The 18,905-nt window shown below is 56.2% G+C and carries 18 protein-coding genes; 9 read left to right on the top strand and 9 right to left on the bottom strand.

Going from position 1 to position 18,905, the window contains the following annotated elements:
* Positions 1-151 precede the first annotated feature (151 nt).
* From M2427_RS28165 to pxpA, 4 genes are all read right to left on the bottom strand, one after another.
* Complete coding sequence (locus M2427_RS28165; RefSeq protein ID WP_280710131.1) at positions 152-376, bottom strand: hypothetical protein; 225 nt, start codon at positions 374-376, stop codon at positions 152-154.
* 269 nt (positions 377-645) lie between these two features.
* Complete coding sequence (locus M2427_RS28160; RefSeq protein WP_280710130.1) at positions 646-1,164, bottom strand: GNAT family N-acetyltransferase; 519 nt, start codon at positions 1,162-1,164, stop codon at positions 646-648.
* 304 nt (positions 1,165-1,468) lie between these two features.
* Entirely contained in the window at positions 1,469-2,560 is a 1,092-nt protein-coding gene (dctP, locus tag M2427_RS28155) for a TRAP transporter substrate-binding protein DctP (RefSeq protein ID WP_280710129.1), read from the bottom strand.
* Positions 2,561-2,783: 223 nt separating this feature from the next.
* On the bottom strand, positions 2,784-3,464 hold the full coding sequence (gene pxpA / locus M2427_RS28150) for a 5-oxoprolinase subunit PxpA (RefSeq protein ID WP_280710178.1): 681 nt from the start codon (positions 3,462-3,464) through the stop codon (positions 2,784-2,786).
* On the opposite strand from pxpA, the gene M2427_RS28145 reads away from it, so the two are divergent.
* A complete protein-coding gene (locus tag M2427_RS28145) occupies positions 3,393-3,584 on the top strand; it encodes a hypothetical protein (RefSeq protein ID WP_280710182.1) in 192 nt (63 codons plus the stop codon). The genes pxpA and M2427_RS28145 overlap by 72 nt on opposite strands.
* Before the next feature lie 15 nt (positions 3,585-3,599).
* Here the strand turns inward: M2427_RS28145 and M2427_RS28140 are convergent, their stop codons facing one another.
* The 4 genes from M2427_RS28140 to M2427_RS28125 all read right to left on the bottom strand — a co-directional run bounded on the left by M2427_RS28140 (position 3,600) and on the right by M2427_RS28125 (position 8,803).
* Positions 3,600-4,562 (bottom strand): LysR family transcriptional regulator, encoded by a 963-nt coding sequence (locus M2427_RS28140; protein WP_280710128.1) that lies wholly within the window; start codon positions 4,560-4,562, stop codon positions 3,600-3,602.
* An 854-nt stretch (positions 4,563-5,416) separates the two neighbouring features.
* On the bottom strand, positions 5,417-5,785 hold the full coding sequence (locus tag M2427_RS28135; protein ID WP_280710127.1) for a hypothetical protein: 369 nt from the start codon (positions 5,783-5,785) through the stop codon (positions 5,417-5,419).
* A 164-nt stretch (positions 5,786-5,949) separates the two neighbouring features.
* Positions 5,950-7,338 carry an aldehyde dehydrogenase family protein gene (locus tag M2427_RS28130; RefSeq protein ID WP_280710126.1) on the bottom strand — a complete coding sequence of 463 codons (1,389 nt, stop codon included), beginning with the start codon at positions 7,336-7,338 and terminating at the stop codon, positions 5,950-5,952.
* Between the two features lie 19 nt (positions 7,339-7,357).
* Complete coding sequence (locus M2427_RS28125; RefSeq protein WP_280710125.1) at positions 7,358-8,803, bottom strand: glutamine synthetase family protein; 1,446 nt, start codon at positions 8,801-8,803, stop codon at positions 7,358-7,360.
* Between the two features lie 241 nt (positions 8,804-9,044).
* On the opposite strand from M2427_RS28125, the gene M2427_RS28120 reads away from it, so the two are divergent.
* Together M2427_RS28120 and M2427_RS28115 are read left to right on the top strand one after the other, a co-directional pair.
* A complete protein-coding gene (locus tag M2427_RS28120) occupies positions 9,045-10,421 on the top strand; it encodes an aminotransferase (protein WP_280710124.1) in 1,377 nt (458 codons plus the stop codon).
* Positions 10,422-10,423: 2 nt separating this feature from the next.
* Positions 10,424-11,176: an N-formylglutamate amidohydrolase gene (locus M2427_RS28115; RefSeq protein ID WP_280710123.1), complete on the top strand. Its 753-nt coding sequence runs from the start codon at positions 10,424-10,426 to the stop codon at positions 11,174-11,176.
* Between the two features lie 163 nt (positions 11,177-11,339).
* On the opposite strand, the gene M2427_RS28110 is transcribed toward M2427_RS28115, so the two are convergent.
* Positions 11,340-12,236 carry a GntR family transcriptional regulator gene (locus tag M2427_RS28110; RefSeq protein WP_280710122.1) on the bottom strand — a complete coding sequence of 299 codons (897 nt, stop codon included), beginning with the start codon at positions 12,234-12,236 and terminating at the stop codon, positions 11,340-11,342.
* A gap of 765 nt (positions 12,237-13,001) precedes the next feature.
* Between M2427_RS28110 and M2427_RS42145 the strand changes: the two genes are divergently transcribed.
* From M2427_RS42145 to M2427_RS28085, 6 genes are all read left to right on the top strand, one after another.
* Positions 13,002-13,445 (top strand): ATP-binding cassette domain-containing protein, encoded by a 444-nt coding sequence (locus M2427_RS42145; protein ID WP_348521954.1) that lies wholly within the window; start codon positions 13,002-13,004, stop codon positions 13,443-13,445.
* 33 nt (positions 13,446-13,478) lie between these two features.
* The gene (gene torT, locus M2427_RS28105) at positions 13,479-14,543 is read left to right on the top strand and encodes a TMAO reductase system periplasmic protein TorT (RefSeq protein ID WP_280710177.1); all 1,065 of its coding nucleotides are present in this window, start codon (positions 13,479-13,481) and stop codon (positions 14,541-14,543) included.
* A 61-nt stretch (positions 14,544-14,604) separates the two neighbouring features.
* On the top strand, positions 14,605-16,119 hold the full coding sequence (locus tag M2427_RS28100) for a sugar ABC transporter ATP-binding protein (RefSeq protein ID WP_280710121.1): 1,515 nt from the start codon (positions 14,605-14,607) through the stop codon (positions 16,117-16,119).
* Positions 16,116-17,159, top strand: coding sequence for an ABC transporter permease (locus tag M2427_RS28095; RefSeq protein WP_280710120.1), 1,044 nt, complete (start codon positions 16,116-16,118; stop codon positions 17,157-17,159). The genes M2427_RS28100 and M2427_RS28095 overlap by 4 nt, the downstream gene beginning before the upstream one ends.
* A gap of 76 nt (positions 17,160-17,235) precedes the next feature.
* Positions 17,236-17,478 (top strand): acetyl-CoA carboxylase, encoded by a 243-nt coding sequence (locus tag M2427_RS28090; protein WP_280710119.1) that lies wholly within the window; start codon positions 17,236-17,238, stop codon positions 17,476-17,478.
* Positions 17,479-17,487: 9 nt separating this feature from the next.
* Positions 17,488-18,894 carry an acetyl-CoA carboxylase biotin carboxylase subunit gene (locus M2427_RS28085; RefSeq protein ID WP_280710118.1) on the top strand — a complete coding sequence of 469 codons (1,407 nt, stop codon included), beginning with the start codon at positions 17,488-17,490 and terminating at the stop codon, positions 18,892-18,894.
* The last annotated feature ends 11 nt before the right edge of the window (positions 18,895-18,905 follow it).

The raw sequence follows: 18,905 nt of genomic DNA, 5'->3' as shown, positions 1-18,905 counted from the left end.
GAGCAAGAGGCATTTGGCCTTCCGGCTCGGCGACGAAGAATGCGGGCGCCCTTCCCTCGAGTTTTTCCCAGAGATATGAACAGACACTCGCAGCAAGACCGCACACTCCGCCCTGGACGAAAACGTGCGTGGGCGCGAGACCATCGGGAAGTTACTCAAAGACTTCCTCCATGACGACGCCGTAACCCTGCATGACATCGCGCGGGATTTCCGTATAGCCCACGTAAGCGGTGTCAGAAACGATCTGCCAGCCGTTTAATGCGGCGTATTCCGCGGCCTTCCGGACCGCATCGTCATAGTTTCCCTGAACCACCCGAACGTCGGCGCCATAGGCCACAGTCGCATCGCGCCGTCCCTTCTTTGAAAACCACAACATCAAGCATTTCAAAAGCCTGGTCGTGATGGACCGTTTCAAGGCGTCGATGGCTCTCTGCCTGCCCAAATAGCCGGGCGCTAGCAATATTGCTCGGCAGACATCTCTGCGGAATTTTCTCTCTTCTCCGTCGCGATCAACATTTCAGGTCACCTGCCCGGTAAACGCCGTCCAGCGTATGGCCAATATTGAAGTCAGGTGCCGAAATATTGCCAGCATGGTACCGAGCCTAACTCGGCAGGCGCCGCTATCGCTACACAAGCCGATCCCCACTATTCTTCAATCAACTTCTCAACTGGCAGGGCTGCTCCTTCAAAGTCCAGTTCCATCTTTACGATTTCGAGGTTCATCGCGTTGCTACCTCTGGAGAAAACGCCTTGCCCCACTATGCGGAAGCCGTATTTCTCATAGAACTTCACTGCCGTAAGTGTTGCCTCTAGAGACACCTTCGCCGCCCCACTTACTGCAATCTGACTGACCGCTAGTTGCAATAATTTCTTTCCGGCGCCATGGAACGCGTTGCCTCCCGCAACAAATAGTTTTGTAACCTCGAAACCATCAATTTCTACGAAGCCGATAACCTGTTCACGTTTATCTTCGGCGACCCAAATCGCGCGTTTCTTGACAGCATCCAAATAAATGCTCGGATTGCGGCCGTTTAGCCACATTGCTAGCTGGTCTGAAGAGTATTCTTGCCGGCATAGTGTCAACACAGAATTTCTATGTACCTTGAATATGACGTCGACGTCCGCATCGGTCGCAGCTCTAATGTGCATCGACTCCTCTGACATGTATGAATTCTCCCAGTTAGGCTCAAATTGGCCTAGCAGCCCACATACGGATCGAGACCGACCGGCGCTAGCTACTCGATACGAATTCGACGCATAACCATTGCACGTACGCAATAGCACGGGCGCAATTCGATCGTCGCGTGGCAACAAGTTACATCCCTAGCGAGCGCTGCTCTTCCTGGTCTCCTAGACGACGACGACGCGCCCCTCGTCAGGATTATCTAACCCGAACCACCAACCAGGCAATGGCTGTCCTCCTAAGCACGATCGGCTAGCAGCCCCCAATATTTCACCTGCGGCCGATTCAATTACGATTGCGCATCCGGGCAATAAAACTGTCGTAACTCAGCTCGCCTACCTGCATCCAGGCCACAGCATCACTGCGATATGCTGTCATACTCGCGTACATTTTCCCAAAATGAGAATTGCTCTTCGCTAAGTCGGTATAGATTTCGGTGGCGGCTGCGTAGCTTGCTTCCATTACGTCCGGTGGAAATGCCTTAAGAATCGCGCCGGACACCACAAGCCGCTTCAGTGCAGGTCCATTTGCTGCGTCGTACTTGCCTGTCACCCATGTAAAACTGTCGCGGGACGCGCTCTCAAATGCTGCCTGATAATGCTTAGGCAGCGCATTCCACTTCTCCAAATTAACAATATTATGGAGCTGGCTCGTCCCCTCCCACCAGCCGGGATAGTAGTAGTATTTCGCAACCTTTACAAAGCCAAGCTTCTCATCGTCATAAGGTCCAACAAACTCCGCGGCGTCGATCGTACCCTTCTCCAACGCTGGATAGATATCGCCAGCAGCAATCTGCTGCGGCACAACTCCAACCTTAGAGATTACGTTGCCGGCAAACCCAGCGATGCGCATTTTCAAACCCTTGATGTCGTCAAGCGATTTGATCTCCTTCCGGAACCATCCTCCCATCTGAGCGCCACTGGACCCACCGGGGACGCTATAAACGTTGTACTCTTTAAGCAGGTCGTTCACGAGGTCCTGGCCACCGCCCCACAACAGCCAAGAAATTTGCTGACGCGTATTTAATCCAAACGGGATGGCAGTCGCGAATGCAAAGGCAGGGTTTTTTCCCCAGTAGTAGTAGAGCGTTGTATTGCCCATCTCGATGGTGCCATTTGAGACCGCGTCGAGCACTTGAAGACCCGGGACGATCTCTCCCGCTGCAAACGACTGGATTTGGAAGCGATTATCGGTGATTTCGGCAACACGCTTACAGAAATACTCGCAGCCGCCATAGAGCGTATCAAGCGACTTAGGCCAGCTCGCAGCCAGCCGCCATCGAACTTCCGGCATGGACTGGGCTATTGCGGGCGCTGCGACTGTGGCGCTGGCGGCTAGGCCGATGCCCGATGCTTTCAGGAAATCACGACGTTTCATTGGCTCGCCTCCGTGTTGATTATTGAACCCGCTGGATGGCCCCGCAGGCTACGATTGTTTGAAGCCAAGTGTTTGGAATTCCGCGGCCTAGCAGTCCAGCCTGATTTGCGAACGATGGACCGCGGGCTGGCCGCTGTCAGATCCTGGGATCAACAGCGGCCCGATTGTCTCTTCCTTCTTAAGGACGATCATTGCGTCGGAGCTGGGAGCAGCTGCGAGGGAACTAGGCCCAGGGCTTCATCGCTTCCTTGAGAGCTCGAGCGATCTCGACCACGTTCGGCGTATCGGAATGCACGCAGACGGTCGTCGCCTTCACATCAAACTCCTTGCCGTCGATCGTGGGAGCTTTCCCCTCCTTGAACATCCGAACGACCTTGCGCGACACCTCATCTGGATCGCGCTTCGGGTGCGTACGGCAAACGATAAGGGCGCCAGAGGAATCGTAGTCATTGTCGGCGTAGTATTCCGGAATGATCGTGACACCCCGCGCCTTGTAGACCTTATCGGCAACGGTGCCGGCGATGCCAATTACAGGAACGCCGTACTGCAAAGCGACATCGGCGAGCGCATTCGCCACCACTTCACGGTGGGTGGCGGCACCGAACAGAGCGCCGTGCGGCTTGATGTGGTTGAGTTTGAGGCCCGCGGCGTCCAGAAAGCCCTTCAGAGCGCCAACCTGATATCGGACGCATGCGGCGAGTTCTTCGCGCTCCATGATCATGTCGCGACGTCCAAAGCCCTGCTTGTCTGGAAACGAGGGATGGGCGCCGATCGGAATGTTGTTATCGGCGGCGAGCTCGACCGTATCGCGCATCACGACTGGGTCCGAAGCATGGAAGCCGCAAGCAACGTTGGCGAGATGAATATGCGGCATGATGCCGGCGTCGTCGCCGCATCGATACAGGGCGAAACCTTCGCCGATATCGCAGTTGATGGTCGCTCCGCGCGTCATTGGTTTTTCTCCTCGGATTTTGGTCACGAGAATTTTTATCGATGCGGCGCGACCGACGTCAAATTGGATTAAAAGAAGGCCTGTATCTCATTTTCCAATAGCGTAGGCAGACTGACGTTGCGCTTCCGAGACCTCCATGGCAGCTCGGCTATCTCCGCCCACGGAAAACTGAAGAAAGTCGCAAAAGGCCTGCGCCGCGGGAGAGAGCTCGCTCTCATGCCGCCAAACGATTCCGATATCCAAGCTAGGGACCTGATCTGCCAGTTCAAGCACCTCGATGCGTTGGTTATCGAACGTCCGCGGCCGATATATGAGCTCGGACAGGATGGTGACTCCGAGACCGCTCCCCACCATCGACCGCACGGCCTCGATCGACGATGTACAGAAGATGGTATTCGGCTTGAGTCCACGAGCCGCCCAGTAACGAAGCGTCGTACTATTGGCCTCATCCGTTGTAAGCATGACGTAAGGGTAGCTCGCCACGTCGGCGAGAGTAACTCGCTTCAATCGCGTGAGTGGATGAGATGGCGCGATCCATAGCCTACGGCGAGAGCAAAGGAGAGTCGTGCTAGACAGTCGCTCGGTAGAGGCCAGATTTGAGATAAGCATAACGGCCAGGTCCAGCTCGCCGTCTAACAGAGCCTGTTCAACAATCGAACGTGGGGCCTCAAAAAGCTCGATAGTAATTCCCAGGGTATTCGTCTGAAAGCTCGCGAGGTGGCGTGGGAGAAAGTAACCGGACACGGTAGGGGTAACACCTACTCGCAACGTTCGTGCAATCTGCGCTGTGGACTTGCGCGCGTCACTGACACACTCGTCCACGGCCAGCAGTATGTTGCGACTTCGCGCCAAAAAGCGACGCCCCTCAGGCGTAACGGTCACTCCTTCGGGATTCCGGACCAAGAGCCGGGTACCCAGCATCGTTTCCAATTGTTGGATTGCCGTTGTCACGGCCGACTGAGAAATGTTGAGTTCTGAAGCTGCATGGCTGATACGACCGGTTTCGGCGGCAGCCACGAAATACCGAATTTGCTTCAACGAGATAGACATGCAGCCTCTGTCAAGCACCGGAGCGTAGCCATATTATGCGCGTGCGCGCGTGGGCTTCAAGCGGTCTGAACATTAGGTGCCGCGACCGTGCGTACCGATCGCACCCGGCCGCACCGGCTTTTTTTGCAATGCAGCGAGTGTCCCAAGCTGGACCGGCAATTTGGATTGAGTAAAGTCCTCGCAAGCCGGTGCAGGACGGGACGGGACCCGGGCCTTCAACGCGCTCGCGCCTTTCAGGCAAGGGCGCTTGAGTACCAAAGCGCGTCGGTTGGGCCGATCGAGAGAGTGGCGTTCGCTCTGCAAGCCAGTGTGTGACTTGCTGGTCATGTCTGCGCCGCCAGCGACAGCGCACTAACAGATTGCCGTACTGGCGCAGCTTTCTTCGCAACGCTAACGCATGCCGAACACTCAACGTGTCGATAAAGGAACGGCGCCGATGCCCGCTGCTGCGACGCGCCCCCTCCTCCATGCATGCCATACCCATGAGGTGCGCCCCCTGTAGCGCCGTTCGAACAGAACTACGATCGAAACAACTGCAGCGACCACGAGAAGCACGATCCGCTGACTACCCTCAACTTGCCAACCTTTCCAGGCTGGTGTGAAGGTTGCCAAGAACTTCGGCCGTGCGCCCGGCTCTGCAATTTAGGTTTCTCCCTTTGATGCCGACCACAGCCAAACCTGTCGTCGTATCAGGAATGCTGACGCTTTTCTCATTTCCTAGCCAATGCTAAACGATTGGCATCTCTTCTAGTCCGAGACATATCCTCGCCGTTTGCCCGTTCGTCTCTGCCCCTCAGCTCCGGATTGTCCTTGCGCGTAGTCCACTCTTTTCGGAACGAGTTACCGGGGATTCGTCAACGCCTCCGAGCAAATTGATCAGCCTCCCCCAGGGTACCAATAAGAATGAAGACCTTCTCCAGCCCAGCGAGAAGACCATGCCCTGCGTGCTTTTTGTCGGCTATTCCAGCGTCGTCTGTGGACTTCTCGGCAATCTTAGAGACTGGTTCGGTCGGTTTCGAAGAGAGACGATAGACTGGTGTGCCAACCGCAATCGATGAAGCGACATCGATGGAAATGTCGTTCGCCCAACTTGTGTAAATGTGCGCGATCGTCTGCACAAAGTTTCGGCTTTTGGCGCCGAGGGCATGAAAACCGAGACCCGGGTCTGAGCAATCAGCTTTGCTCGATAGGAGCACCTTGAACTCGTGATCGCGCTTTGACATACGTCACCCCACAGGTATCGATGTGCCTTCTGGTTACTATCGCTCGCAAAAAGCGTGCCAACGATCTCCGCAATCGGTGAGATCCTCTGCCTCAGCCGGACGGCGATCAATCGATCAGACGTGAACTCCTGAAGTCTACTGACGCACATCTCGACATGGCAGGCTCAGACATTGAGTCTGAAGTGGAATGATCTCGGGCGCGTTAGGTAGTCGAATCCAAGGCGCGACAGCGTCGCCCCGCGGCCCGATTCCTTGACGCCGGTCCAAGCAAGCTCGGGATCCAGATAATCGCATCGATTCATGAATACGGTCCCGGTCTCTAGCTGCGCACCGATTGCACGAGCCGCCTTCCGATCTTGCGTCCAGATCGAGGCAGTAAGCCCATAGCGGCTGTCGTTCATAAGTCTTATTGCTTCGTCGTCTGACCCGACCGCCATTACACCGGCTACCGGCCCGAACGTTTCCTCATTCATGATAGCCATAGAGTGGTTGCAGTCGACAATGATCTGTGGCGCCAGGTAGGCGTTGCGTCCGGTATCTGCCGCAAACTTGCGCGAATCGATGAGCGGCCGTGCACCCTGCCCAACCGCCTTTTCAATCTGGCTCCGCACCGCATCTGCGGCAGCAGTTTTCACCATGGGGCCGAGGGTGGTCGCTTGCTCGCGGGGATCGCCAAGTTTCAGTTTCTCGGCGAAGGCTACAAGCCCGTCTACCACAGCACCGAAGCGACGCTTGTGAACGTATACGCGCTCGATGCCGCAGCAACTCTGGCCGGAGTTGAAGAAGATGCCGTCGGCGACATTTGCGATTGCATGCTCGATATTTGCATCCTCGCGAACATAGGCCGGGTCTTTACCTCCCAGTTCAAGACCGGAAGAAGTGAACGTTCCCGCAAGAGCTTGCTGAACGGCGTGTCCACCGGCCACGGATCCCGTAAAGCACACGTACGAGATCCGCGGATCAGATATGGTCCTTGCGACCTGGTCATGGTTGATGTGGAGGTATTGAAAAGCTCCTTCAGGTAGACCGGCCACCTGGAAGGCCGCGGACATCCGCTCAGCTGCGAGCGGCGTCTGATCCGAATGTTTCAAAACGATGGAATTACCGGCTGCAAGAGCCGGGATGACCGCATTCACCGCAGTTAAAAACGGATAATTCCACGGTGCCAAGATGGCCACTGTCCCAAGCGGCACGCGCTCGATGGCCCGCTCAAATCCGTCGAGAGCCGCTGGGATATGCGAAGCGAGAGCCTCGGGCGCGAGACGCAGCATGGTCCGAGCACGTGCCTCAAACCCACCCACTTCACCGCCACTGTAGGCTATTGGCCGTCCGATCTGACTGGTAATTTCAGTCGCGATCTCGCTTTTCCAACCCACGAACGCGTCGACTGCGCGACTGAGTAGTTCGATTCTTCGCGCGAGAGGATATTCACGCCAAATCTTGAAGCCCCGTACCGCAAGATCCAAAGCCGCGTCGACGTCGGCGTCCGTCGGACGATTCCGGACCAATAGGACCGATCCGTCGATCGGCGTGACTGTTTCGAACGAAGCCATTCTCCTACTCCCGTTCCAATCAGCACCGCTCGAAAAGTCGGAATTTTTCCCAATCGGTGACCGCGCCTTCGAAAGCGCTCAATTCCCAGCGCCCACAATGGAGATAGTGCTCCACCACTTCATCGCCGAAAGCGCTCTTGAAGGCCGAAGACGCCTCCAAATGATCGAGCGACTTGTAAAGCGCGCCTGGAATACGAGGCACCTCGTCCGCCTCATAAGCGTTGCCAGCATAGGCGTCCTTGAGCGAAAGCTTCTCCTCGACGCCCTGGAGGCCACTTGCGATCAACGCGGCAAAGGCGAGATAAGGATTCGTGTCGGCTCCCGGAACCCTACACTCAAAGCGCAGAGCCTTGCCTTTGCCGAGCACCCGAAACGCGGTCGTCCGGTTGTCGACCGACCAAGCCAATCGTGTTGGCGCGAAAGTGCCCGCAGTAAATCGCTTGTAGGAGTTGATATTGGGAGCATAAAAGTACGTGGCAGCGGGCGCGTGCTTAATGGCGCCGGCGAGGAATTGCCGGAAGAGGTTCGACATACCGTGCTCGCACGAGGAGTCATGAAAGCCGGAAGCTCCCGTCTCGACATTTCGAAGAGAAAGATGGATGTGACAAGAGTTTCCAGAAAGGTTCTCGCCGAGCTTCGCCATGAAGCTCACCGACTTACCCATCTGATGCGCTATCTCCTTGCAACCGTTCTTGTACAACACAAGCCGATCACAGGTCTCTAAAGCCTCGGCATACTGCAAATTGATTTCTTGTTGACCCGGGCTACACTCAGCCTTTGACCCTTCAACAGGAATATCGGCTCGCTCCATTAGATTACGGATCGCGCGAATATACGGCTCGTCTTTTGACGTTTGAAAGATATGGCCGTCTTCCGGATACCAGCTGGAGAACTTCAACTCTTCGTATTTGGCCGCGCGAGCTTCCTCAAAGGTCTGGTTAAATAAATAGAACTCGAGTTCTGCAGCCATGTCAGCCGCAAAGCCAAGGTCAGCCAGACGCCGGAGTTGGTTGCGCAGGACTTGCCGAGGTGAGTGCTCGAGCGGCACTCCGGCTGATGTTGTCACGTCCGAGAGAACAATGGCTGTCTTCGGCAGCCAAGGAACGGCCCTGAGAGTCGACATGTCGGGTACCAGCGCGAAGTCGCCATAACCGCGCTCCCAGGACGCCGATGCGTAACCTGGAACGAGCGTCATCTCCATGTCCGTGGCCAGAAAGTAGTCGCAGAACAGTTGCGGTGAAATGCTGCTTTCAAGGAAGAAGCGGCCCGTGAGCCGCTTTCCGATCAAACGTCCCTGCATGTCAGTCATTGCGACTATGACTGTGTCGATGCTTCCTTCCGACACTGCACGCTGCAGATCCTCTTGGGTCAAACGACCTGCCAAAAACTGACCTTCGAACGATTTCGTGCGAGCGGGACCGTCGCTCGCATCGGCTGAACGGTTCAGAAAAAACTCGTGACCCATGGTCCCCTCTCCTGAAACGGCACGCGCTGCACCAGCGCGCCGCCTTTTTTTGGCGACTCTCAATCTCGCTATAGCCGTGACAGGCGGGCTCGCTCTGAGAGACGCCGAGTTTCGGCTTAATGTATTTTGATCACGAATTGACACGCAAAACAAGATGGTGTTTCATAATAATTGCGTTTTGCCTGATCAAAACGCACAATCTTAAAGCCCCATGCAACCTCATTAGAGCCGGAAATCCGCCATGAACATCGTCGCTCAATCTTGGGAAAGCCGCGAAGCTTCGTGCTTTTTCCATACGTTCACCGATCTCCCGTCTCTGCAGGCCGATGGCTCTGTGGTCATCGATCGCGGAGAAGGCCCCTTCATCATCGACACAGGGGGGCGCCGATTCTTCGAAGGAAATTCGGGCCTTTGGAATATGACCCTGGGATTTTCAGAGCGGCGGCTGGCCGACGTTGCCTTCAGGCAGTACTTAGAGTTTCCCGGCTACCACACTTTTTTCGGTCGCAACTCCAAGCCTGTTATCAGACTGGCTGAGAAGATGCTTTCGCTGGCTCCAGCACCGATGAGCCGCGCGTTCTTTACGAACTCCGGATCCGATGCGAACGAGTCTGTTGTCAAACTGCTGTGGATGATCTGGGCAGCGGAGGGAAAGCCGCAGCGTCGCAAGCTGCTCACAAGGAAAAACGCCTATCACGGCGCAACCGTCATGGCATCGGCCCTAACGGGCAAGGATTACGTCAAGGCGTTCGGGCTTCCAGGGCCGGAGATTATCGTGCTTGACTGCCCCCACGCTTGGCGTTTCGCACACCATGGTGAGAGCGAGGAGGAATTCTCCGCACGTCTGGCCAAGTCTCTTGAAGAGCGCATCCTCGCCGAGGGCCCAGAGACGATCGCAGGCATGTTCGCGGAGCCCGTGATGGGCGCGGGCGGCGTCATCGTCCCGCCCGAGAAGTACTTTGAACAGATCCAGCCCGTGCTCAAGCGTTATGGGATCCCATTGGTCGCAGATGAAGTCATTTGCGGATTTGGACGGACAGGACACCTTTGGGGTTCTTTAGCTGTCGGCCAAATCGCAGACATTGTTGTTGCGTCGAAGAGCATGTCTGCTGGCTACTTCCCCATGGGAGCGGTTCTGTTATCGCCCGAAATGGATAAGCGGGCTTCGGCGGCCAGCGCGGTCTGGGAAGAGTTTCCGCACGGCTTTACCACAGGTGGCCATCCAGTCGGATGCGCGATTTCCCTTGAAGCCATCCGCATCATCACCGAGGAAGGCATATTCAAGAATGTCGTTGCCGTCGGCGAGACATTCCAAGCCGGACTTCGCGCACTCGCAGACCATCCGATGATAGGTGAGGCGCGTGGTCTTGGCTTGATGGGCGCGCTTGAGACGGTCGCCGACAAGAAGACCAAACAATCGTTCGCGGGCGATTTGCGCATCGGCGAGCGCATCGCGAAGGAAGCGCGCGACCGCGGGTTCATCATCCGCCCGCTCGGCTCCGCAGTCGTTCTGGCGCCGCCCTTTATTTCGACGCAGAGCCAAATCGAGGAGTTGCTTACCGTCCTGAAAGTGGTGCTTGACGTCGTGCACAATCAAGTCAAAGACAAGGTGAGCTAGGCGTGGACGTGCAAACCTTCCTTGGCGGCATCCCCGCCGTTAGCGTAAGGAACGAAACCGGTAGCTCGCAGATCATCTTGGTCTGCGAGCATGCCTCAAATTACGTTCCGGATCATCTATCCAACCTCGGCCTGCCCGATGCAAAATTGGCCGAGCACATCGCCTGGGATCCGGGAGCCGTAGAGGTTGCCGGCATCTTATCCGATCTTCTCGATGCGCCGCTTGTCCATGCCAACGTCTCAAGGTTGGTTCTCGACATTAACCGACGGCCCGACCATCCAGGCTCAATCGTCACACTCAGTGAAACGACTGTCATTCCGGGTAACGAAGGGCTATCGGCAGCGGAACGATCAATCAGATGCGAGGCGATCTACAATCCGTTCCATTCAAGGCTCGAACAAGTTCTTGCTACTCGCCAATTCAGCAACCCCTGGGTGTTGTCGATCCATAGTTACACACCGGTCTATAAGGGTCTGAACCGCCCCTGGCACGTCGGCATTCTCCATGATGCTGACGTCAGACTTTCTGCCCAACTTATCGAAGCGCTCAAGCGCGATCGCAATCTGGTCGTGGGCGACAATCAGCCCTACGCACCATCCGACGGGGTGTACCACACAGTCGAGCGGCACACGAAACCCTTTGAACGTCTCGGCGCGATGATCGAGATTCGCAATGACCTTATTGCCGATCGTGCAGGACAGGTCGATTGGGCTCACCGCCTGCACAACATCCTGGCAGGGATGCGGAAAACGTGAGCACTACTGTATCAAATTCGTTGGCGCATTGGCCAGATGCAGCGCAACTACCGATTGCCTTGCCCGGCTGAGCACCCAATGCCAGCTCAAATTCGGTATCGCCACAGCCTCACGCCGGACTGAAGATCAAATGCCCAGTCCTTAGAGCGCGAGAAGCGGACCATCATCGCTTTTCCGCTATCGCATTGCGAAGCCTTTGCAAGTCCTCGTCCATGTGGGCGAACGTCTCGTCACGAGAAACCTGCAGATGAACGTGCATCAGTGACGCCGCCAACTGCCGATCTCCGTTCAAAAGTGCCGTGATGATTCCCCTGTGCTCATACATTGATTGTTGGGTCCTTTCGATACGAACAAATCCGATGTACTCCGCTACGCGACGAATATTATTCTGACGCTCTATCGCGTTCACTAGCTCGGAAGTCTGAGCGCCTTCAGCGATAATTCGATGGAAACGTGCATCGAGTTCGAAGAGGCGTCGCCGGCTCATGTCCTGTATGTTTTCGATTGCATTTGCATGATCTGCATCGAGAGCCTGCAAGAGTTCAGGATCAGCCTTATAACCATCGGACAGGAGACTTGCCGGCTCAATGATCTGTCGAAAGCGATAGCTATCCGCCAAAGCATTCGGGCTGACATCCGCAAAAATCCAGCCTCGTCCTGGGGAGGGTTCGACAAGGTGGTCGCGTGTCAATCGACGAAGTGTCGACACGAGAACCCCATTCTGCACCGAATAACGCTGCATCAGTGCGCGCTCGCTAATTACATCGTCAAGCTCACCGATAGCCATATCGCGCATTACACGTTCATCGAGGAATTCTTCGGTTGAGCCTTCCTGCCCTTGCGAGAGAACCGTAGGATCCTTCAAGACGAACCCGCGGCGCGGCTCGAAAGCGAGCACGCCCTCTGCCTGCAGCTTCATAAGCACATTTCGGATGGGCGTGCGCGACACCCCCAAGCGCTCGGCCACTTCCGCTTCATTGATGCGGTCCCCCGGATTGAGGTTATCGCTCAAATAGAGGCGGAGTTGCTCAAAGATCCTGGTTTGAAGCGGTGTCTGCATCCTGCATCCTTTGACGGCCTTACCAACCTGAACGCGGTTGCCAACTGTTTAAAGCTCGGCCTCATCAGTCGCTGTTGATGGATTATGTAAAAGGTAATCAACTTTAAGCGGAGCGACAGTCTCTAAGCAAAGAAAATCCCTCGTGATCCCCTCCCCCAGGCAGGCACTTTCGACCAAGAGCTACCCAAGTGGGTCGCAGCTATCGCCTAATTCTGGCGGCATGACGCCAGCACCATACCCGACCCACGCGCACCGACGCCTCTGGATTGAGCATGTTCGGCACGCTCCGCCGCTTCCGAATGCAACGCGCCAGTAAAGTACTCAATCAACACCACCTCAACGCATTGGGCTGCGGCCAGAAACGACGACGAGATCCCACCGGAGCGATCTCCATCGCGCGGGGCCGAGACGTCGGATTCTGGTTTCTTGCGTATGGACCGGACGCAAAGCCGCCGCACCAATCGCCCGATCGTCTTGGTCTAACGCCCTCGCTCGCACAGTGATCATGTTACGATTGCTCAAATTCGCCGCCGGATTGGAGTTAACTGCGACCGATCTGATGTTTGCACGGGGCGATTTGCAATCTGTCGTTTGAACTCACTTAACCGCAGATCGAAGGCGCGATCTCGCTTGCTCAATGCGATCGGGTGAGGCCGCTGGTCGATATCAAGAATTCCGAGGGGGGCCAACGATATTTCGAATTTTACAATCACGTTGAGAGTCGGAACACTCAGACCAGGTTCGCAGATGAGAAGGCGTTGAGACATGTCCGAGGGCCGCGAATTGATCGCTCGCAGCATCAGCGTCCAACTCGACGGCTTAAGAGCCCTCTCAGACGTTTCAGACGTTACGCCGGCCACGCCTCGCAGATACATCACCGGACTAATCGGTCCGATTGGAGCCGGTAAGACCACTCTCGTCAATGCGCCGACGGGATTTCAGCCGACCCTCTTTCGTACGCTCGAACGGAATGGCGAGACGATCGACGGCATTGCGGTGCACAAATTACGACGCAACGGTGTGGCTGGGACGTTTCAGTCCGGCCGACTTTTCCGCGACCTGCCGACGCTCCAAGCGCAGCAGCAACCAGTGGCTCGCTTCGTCGAGGCCGACATGGGCACTGCACCGGGTGTCTCGCGGTGTACAGCCGAAGTAGTTGGAAGAAATTCGACGCGCGTTCGTCCGAAACTACCGGGAAGGCCGCGATAGTAGCATCCACCAACAGAAGAGAGGGGAATGAATATGAAGCTCATTGCGAGATTTCTGCTTGCGTCGTCAGCGACGCTATTTGTCGGTTCGGCCCATGCCGGAGATTGGTTTCCCTACGATGCCGCTAAAGTCGAACCTCCATTTTCCGCAAATGGGAAATCGGTCGACGTAAAATACATCCCGCTTGAGAAGGCGTCTAAGCCGTGGAAGCTCTGCATTTCGTTCCCGCACATGAAGGACGCCTACTGGCTTGGTGTCGACTACGGCGTCGTTGAAGAAAGCAAGCGCCTCGGCGTTAAAATGAACTTGGTGGAGGCCGGTGGGTACACCGAGCTCAACAAGCAGATCTCCCAGATCGAGGATTGTGTTGCGAGCGGCGCCGAGGCGGTATTGATCGGTGCGATCTCGTCAGACGGGTTGAACAACGTGATCGCCGAAATCGCGAAGAAGAAGATCCCGGTGATTGACCTCGTCAATGGCATCAGCTCGCCGGAACTTTCCGCCAAATCGTTAGTCTCGTTCTACACGATGGGTGCGGAAGCGGGCGCCTATCTGGCCAAAAAACACCCTGCCGGGTCCCCAGACGTCGCCGTCGGGTGGTTTCCCGGACCTGCCGGAGCCGGTTGGGTGGAAGCGGCCAACAAGGGATTCTTGGATGCTATCAAAGGATCCGCTGTGAAGGTGTTGCAGACAAAATATGGCGACACCGGCAAGGAAGTGCAGCAGAAACTCGTCGAGGACGCGCTGCAAGCCGACCCGAGCATCCGCTATGTTGTAGGCACCGCCGTTACGGCCGAAGCAGCCCAGGGCGTGATCCGCGAGCGGGGCTTAAAGGGCAAAGTGGATATCTTGGCCTTCTATATGACGCCCGGAGTCTATGAAGGTATCAAACGGGGCTTTATTCTCGCATCGCCGGCCGACTCGATGGTGGTCCAGGGACGCGTCGCCGTGGACCAAGCGGTCCGCATTCTCGAAGGCAAGGATTATGTGAAGCACGTCGGACCAAAGATCTTCGTCGTAGATTCGACGAATATCAACAAAGTCTCGCGAGAGAACATCCTGCCGCCCGACGGGTTCAAACCAGTCTTCAATAACTGATCGGCATGACAGGCCCGGCCATGTCTGATCGACATGGCCGGAGACCGAGGCAGCGAGATAGATGACCGACACAGATACGCCACTGGTAGAAATGACGGGAATCTCGAAAGAGTTTCCGGGCGTGAAGGCGCTCAATGGCGTCGATCTCAGGTTGAACAGGGGCGAAGTTCATGTGCTGTTCGGCGAAAACGGTGCAGGAAAATCCACATTGATATCGATACTTTCCGGGGTCTATCGACCGAGCGCAGGCTCGATAAGTATCGACGGTCGGGAAGTTCAATTTCACTCGGTGCACGACGCCGTCGAGGCTGGTATCGGTACGGTCTTCCAAGAATTTTCCCTCGTCCCTACACTCAAAGTGTTCGAAAATCTATATCTTGGCCGCGAGCCGAAGCGGGGACCGTTCATCGACAGCAGAACCATGCTTTCAGAAGCACGCAAGCTATTCGAGGATCTCGATTTCGAAGTGGATGTCGAGCGACCAACGTCCAGTCTTTCCCGTGCCCAACAGCAAATGGTTGAAATCGCGAAGGCGTTCCGCTCGAACGCGCGCGTGTTGATCCTCGACGAGCCGACGGCATCTCTTACCGATCGCGAAACGGAAAGACTGTTTTCGTTTATCGAGAAGTCCACGGCTGCCGGCGTGGGAATCATATACATCTCTCACCGAATACAGGAATTTCAGAGAATCGCAGATAGGATCACAGTCCTGCGCGATGGCCATCTAATCGCGACGGTCGATGCGCGCACCACTTCGGAACACAAACTGATCGGGCTGATGACCGGTCGTTCTGTCGACATGATCTATCCGAAAATAGATCGTCAGCTGGATGGTCCTGTAGTCATGGCGCTTCGCGGCATCCGCACAGACGGCGTATGCGGCGTCGATCTGGATGTGCGCTCCGGCGAAGTGCTTGGCGTGGCGGGGCTGGTCGGAAGTGGCAAGTCGCGTGTGTGGCGGGCTGCGTTGGGACTGCAGCGGATTGCGGCCGGCACCGTCTCATTGAAGGGCCGTGATGTTACGAATAAACCGACACGACATCTGCTCAAGAACGGCGTCTTCTTCCTGCCTTCGGATCGCAAGAGCGAAGGTCTACAGCTGGCCGCCAGCGCGCATGAAAACATCGAATTGAGCCTTCTGGACCGATCCGACGTCGTTAGCAGAGGTATTCTTTCTTCGCGACGGAGCTGGACCTTCACCAATTCTATTGGCGAGAAGGTGAGCCTTGCGAAAGGCGCCATGAACCGCACCGTCTCGAAGCTTTCCGGAGGAAACCAGCAGAAGGTGCTATTCGGTAAAGGTTTCGGAACGGAACGTGACATCTACATATTCGATGAGCCGACCGTAGGCGTCGACATGGGTACCCGTGTGGCCCTCTATCAGCTCATCAAGGAGATCGCCGAAGCGGGGAAGGCCGTAGTAGTGATCTCGTCCGATCTGCCCGAGGTCATGAACCTCGCGCATCGCCTGGTTGTCTTCTCCAAGGGCAGGATTTCCGCAGAACTCACTGGCAGCGAAATCTCCGAAGAGAGCATATTGAGATTCTTCTTCGCAGAAACGGAGGGCTCCGCGTGAGCATTCAATCCATGTCGGCAGCCAAGGAGACGACGGTATCCCGTCGGCATAATGTCGCTCTATCGGCCACCATCTATGTCTTTCTTCGCGTCGGCGTTTTGCCGTTTTTCTTGGTCGCGACACTCGTTGCCTTTACTTTAATTTCGAAGGAGTTCCTCACCTTTCAAAATCTAACCAACGTCACGCGCCAATCGGTGTATCTGATCCTTGTGTCGCTGGGGCAGATGCTGGCTCTGATTACGGGCGGCTTCGATCTGGCGGTCGGTACGGCGATTGCTTTGACGTCGGTCACTTCGGCGATCGTAATGGTGGCGCTGACGCCTCTGATGCCGGACATGGTATGGTTGGTGATCGCGCTGGGAATCTTGGCCGGAATCGGCTCAGCCCTGCTGGTCGGGTTTTTGAACGGATTGGGCGTCGCACAATTTGGAGTTTCTCCATTCATAATCACTCTGGGATCGCAGTCGATAGGCGCCGGCATAACTCTGTTTCTGACCGGCGGCGTGCCGGTATCCGGCATGCCCTACGAGTTTGGCGACGTTCTCGGGTTCGGTAGCGTCCTCGACGTTCCGGTTCCGGTTGCGGTAGCGATCATAACATCGATTGTGATTTGGCTGATCATGAATCGCACACGCCTTGGCAAGCACATCTATGCGGTCGGCGGCAATATGAAAGCTGCGCATCTCTCTGGCGTAAATACCAAGGCGGTGTTGTTCGTTTCGTATTCGCTGTGTGCGCTGCTTGCCTCAGTTGCGGGCCTTCTTCTAACTGCGAGGGTCGGCACGGGGGAAGCAACTCTCGGTGGTAAGATCGCCCTTGAATCGATAGCAGCATGCGTAATCGCAGGTGTTTCGCTGCGCGGCGGAATCGGTCGCGTCGAGAATGTCGTACTGGGCGCCTTTTTCATTGTGCTACTGCAAAATGGCATGAACATCGCTCAGATTGGTTCGTATATGCAGATGGTGCTGCTAGGCTCGTTGTTAGTTCTCGCGGTGATTCTGGACCAATTCCGATATCGGCTGCTTGTTGGCGACCGCTGAGAGCTATCGTCGTACGGTGCAAGCTGCGCGAAACGTGCGGCGGCAACATCGAAACAAAAAATGTCACGAGGAAACGATGGCTACACAGCAGATTCTTTCGCCACTCCCTGGCATCTTCTATCGCCAGTCCGCGCCCGACACACCCGCTTACAAGAACGATGGTGATGGGGTCACGGAGAATGACACGATCGGGCTGATCGAGGTGATGAAGTCATTTAACGAGGTTAAGGCCGGAGCTACAGGAAAGAACCTGCGCTTCCTGGTCGAGAGCGAGGAAGCGGTGATGGCCGGTCAGCCGATCGCAGAAATTGAAGTTTGAGGTAGCTCCATGCCTATCAATAAACTCCTCATCGCCAATCGCGGCGAGATCGCGGTTCGTATCATCCGAGCAGCTCGCGAGCTCGGCATCGTTGCCGTGCAAGTTTACAGCAAGGCCGACAAGGACTCACTCGCCGTCAGGCTCGCCGATGAGTCGATTGAGATCGGTCCAGCTCAGGCGTCCAAATCCTATCTCAACCAGGCAACTATCCTCGCGGCAGCTAAGACCACTGGTGCCGACGCTATTCATCCCGGTTACGGATTCCTGGCGGAGAATGCCGAGTTCGCTGCCGCGGTCGAGGCGGCGGGTCTGATTTTCGTCGGCCCGACCGCACATTCGATCCGACTTATGGGCGATAAAGTCGCAGCACGTAAGGCCGCCTCTTCCGCCGGCGTTCCGACCGTCCCAGGAAGCCACGGCCGTCTGGAGTCGGCCGACGCCGCCTTCGCCGTCGTCGCCGAAACAGGATTTCCAGTGATGATCAAAGCCGCCGCTGGCGGCGGTGGGCGCGGAATTCGAATCGCGCGCTCGACCGACGAATTTCGCCATCTTATGCCGCAAGCAAAGGCGGAAGCGCTCGCGGCTTTTGGCGACGGTGGGCTCTATGTCGAGAAGCTGATCGAAGGCGCTCGGCACATCGAGGTTCAGGTGCTCGGCGATGGGCGCGACGTTATCCATTGCTACGAGCGTGAGTGTTCTCTACAACGTCGCCGTCAAAAGGTCTGGGAGGAAGCGCCCTCACCTTCGCTAACACAGTCGGTCCGGGAAAAGCTTTGTACGTCCGCTGTCGCGCTTGCCAAGGCAGTGAACTATCGCGGGGCCGGAACGCTCGAATATCTCTACGATGATAAAACGCATGAGTTTTACTTTCTCGAAATGAATACTCGGATCCAGGTCGAACATCCGGTGACGGAAATGATCACCGGCATCGACCTTGTGCGCGAAATGATCCGGATTGCGGGCGGAGAGCCGCTGCGCTTCCGTCAAGAAGAGATAAGCCTCAGCGGACATTCGATCGAAGTTCGCATCAACGCCGAGGATCCCTCGAGGAACTTTCTGCCGACCCCCGGCACAGTTAGTGCACTCAGCGTGCCCGGCGGCCATGGGGTGCGCTTCGACAGCATGCTCTATCAGGGTTACACGGTGCCGCCGTTCTACGACAGCCTGCTCGGAAAATTGATTGTCCACGACAAGGATAGACCTAGCGCCATACGGGAGCTACTGCGAGCTCTCGCCGAACTGGACGTGGGAGGCTTGTCGACAACAAAGCCGTTACACGAGGCGCTCGCACGCGATGCGGACGTACAGGCTGGTCGCTTTCATACAGCCTGGCTAGAGCCATGGCTTGAATCGCATGCCGAGATGCTCGGCACGGCTCAACCGCAACAACCCGACAAAGAAACTGTCCGCCGATAATGGGAGGTGAT

Source organism: Bradyrhizobium sp. BR13661 (assembly GCF_029892425.1).
GTDB lineage: Bacteria > Pseudomonadota > Alphaproteobacteria > Rhizobiales > Xanthobacteraceae > Bradyrhizobium.
This window is presented reverse-complemented; position numbering and strand designations above follow the sequence as displayed.

Coding starts and splice junctions, on each gene's coding strand:
- M2427_RS28165 (WP_280710131.1), bottom strand. CDS start 376: ATGTTGTGGTTTTCAAAGAAGGGACGGCGCGATGCGACTGTGGCCTAT.
- M2427_RS28160 (WP_280710130.1), bottom strand. CDS start 1,164: ATGTCAGAGGAGTCGATGCACATTAGAGCTGCGACCGATGCGGACGTC.
- dctP (WP_280710129.1), bottom strand. CDS start 2,560: ATGAAACGTCGTGATTTCCTGAAAGCATCGGGCATCGGCCTAGCCGCC.
- M2427_RS28145 (WP_280710182.1), top strand. CDS start 3,393: ATGGAAGCCGCAAGCAACGTTGGCGAGATGAATATGCGGCATGATGCC.
- M2427_RS28140 (WP_280710128.1), bottom strand. CDS start 4,562: ATGTCTATCTCGTTGAAGCAAATTCGGTATTTCGTGGCTGCCGCCGAA.
- M2427_RS28135 (WP_280710127.1), bottom strand. CDS start 5,785: ATGTCAAAGCGCGATCACGAGTTCAAGGTGCTCCTATCGAGCAAAGCT.
- M2427_RS28130 (WP_280710126.1), bottom strand. CDS start 7,338: ATGGCTTCGTTCGAAACAGTCACGCCGATCGACGGATCGGTCCTATTG.
- M2427_RS28125 (WP_280710125.1), bottom strand. CDS start 8,803: ATGGGTCACGAGTTTTTTCTGAACCGTTCAGCCGATGCGAGCGACGGT.
- M2427_RS28120 (WP_280710124.1), top strand. CDS start 9,045: ATGAACATCGTCGCTCAATCTTGGGAAAGCCGCGAAGCTTCGTGCTTT.
- M2427_RS28110 (WP_280710122.1), bottom strand. CDS start 12,236: ATGCAGACACCGCTTCAAACCAGGATCTTTGAGCAACTCCGCCTCTAT.
- M2427_RS42145 (WP_348521954.1), top strand. CDS start 13,002: ATGTCCGAGGGCCGCGAATTGATCGCTCGCAGCATCAGCGTCCAACTC.
- torT (WP_280710177.1), top strand. CDS start 13,479: ATGAAGCTCATTGCGAGATTTCTGCTTGCGTCGTCAGCGACGCTATTT.
- M2427_RS28100 (WP_280710121.1), top strand. CDS start 14,605: ATGACCGACACAGATACGCCACTGGTAGAAATGACGGGAATCTCGAAA.
- M2427_RS28090 (WP_280710119.1), top strand. CDS start 17,236: ATGGCTACACAGCAGATTCTTTCGCCACTCCCTGGCATCTTCTATCGC.
- M2427_RS28085 (WP_280710118.1), top strand. CDS start 17,488: ATGCCTATCAATAAACTCCTCATCGCCAATCGCGGCGAGATCGCGGTT.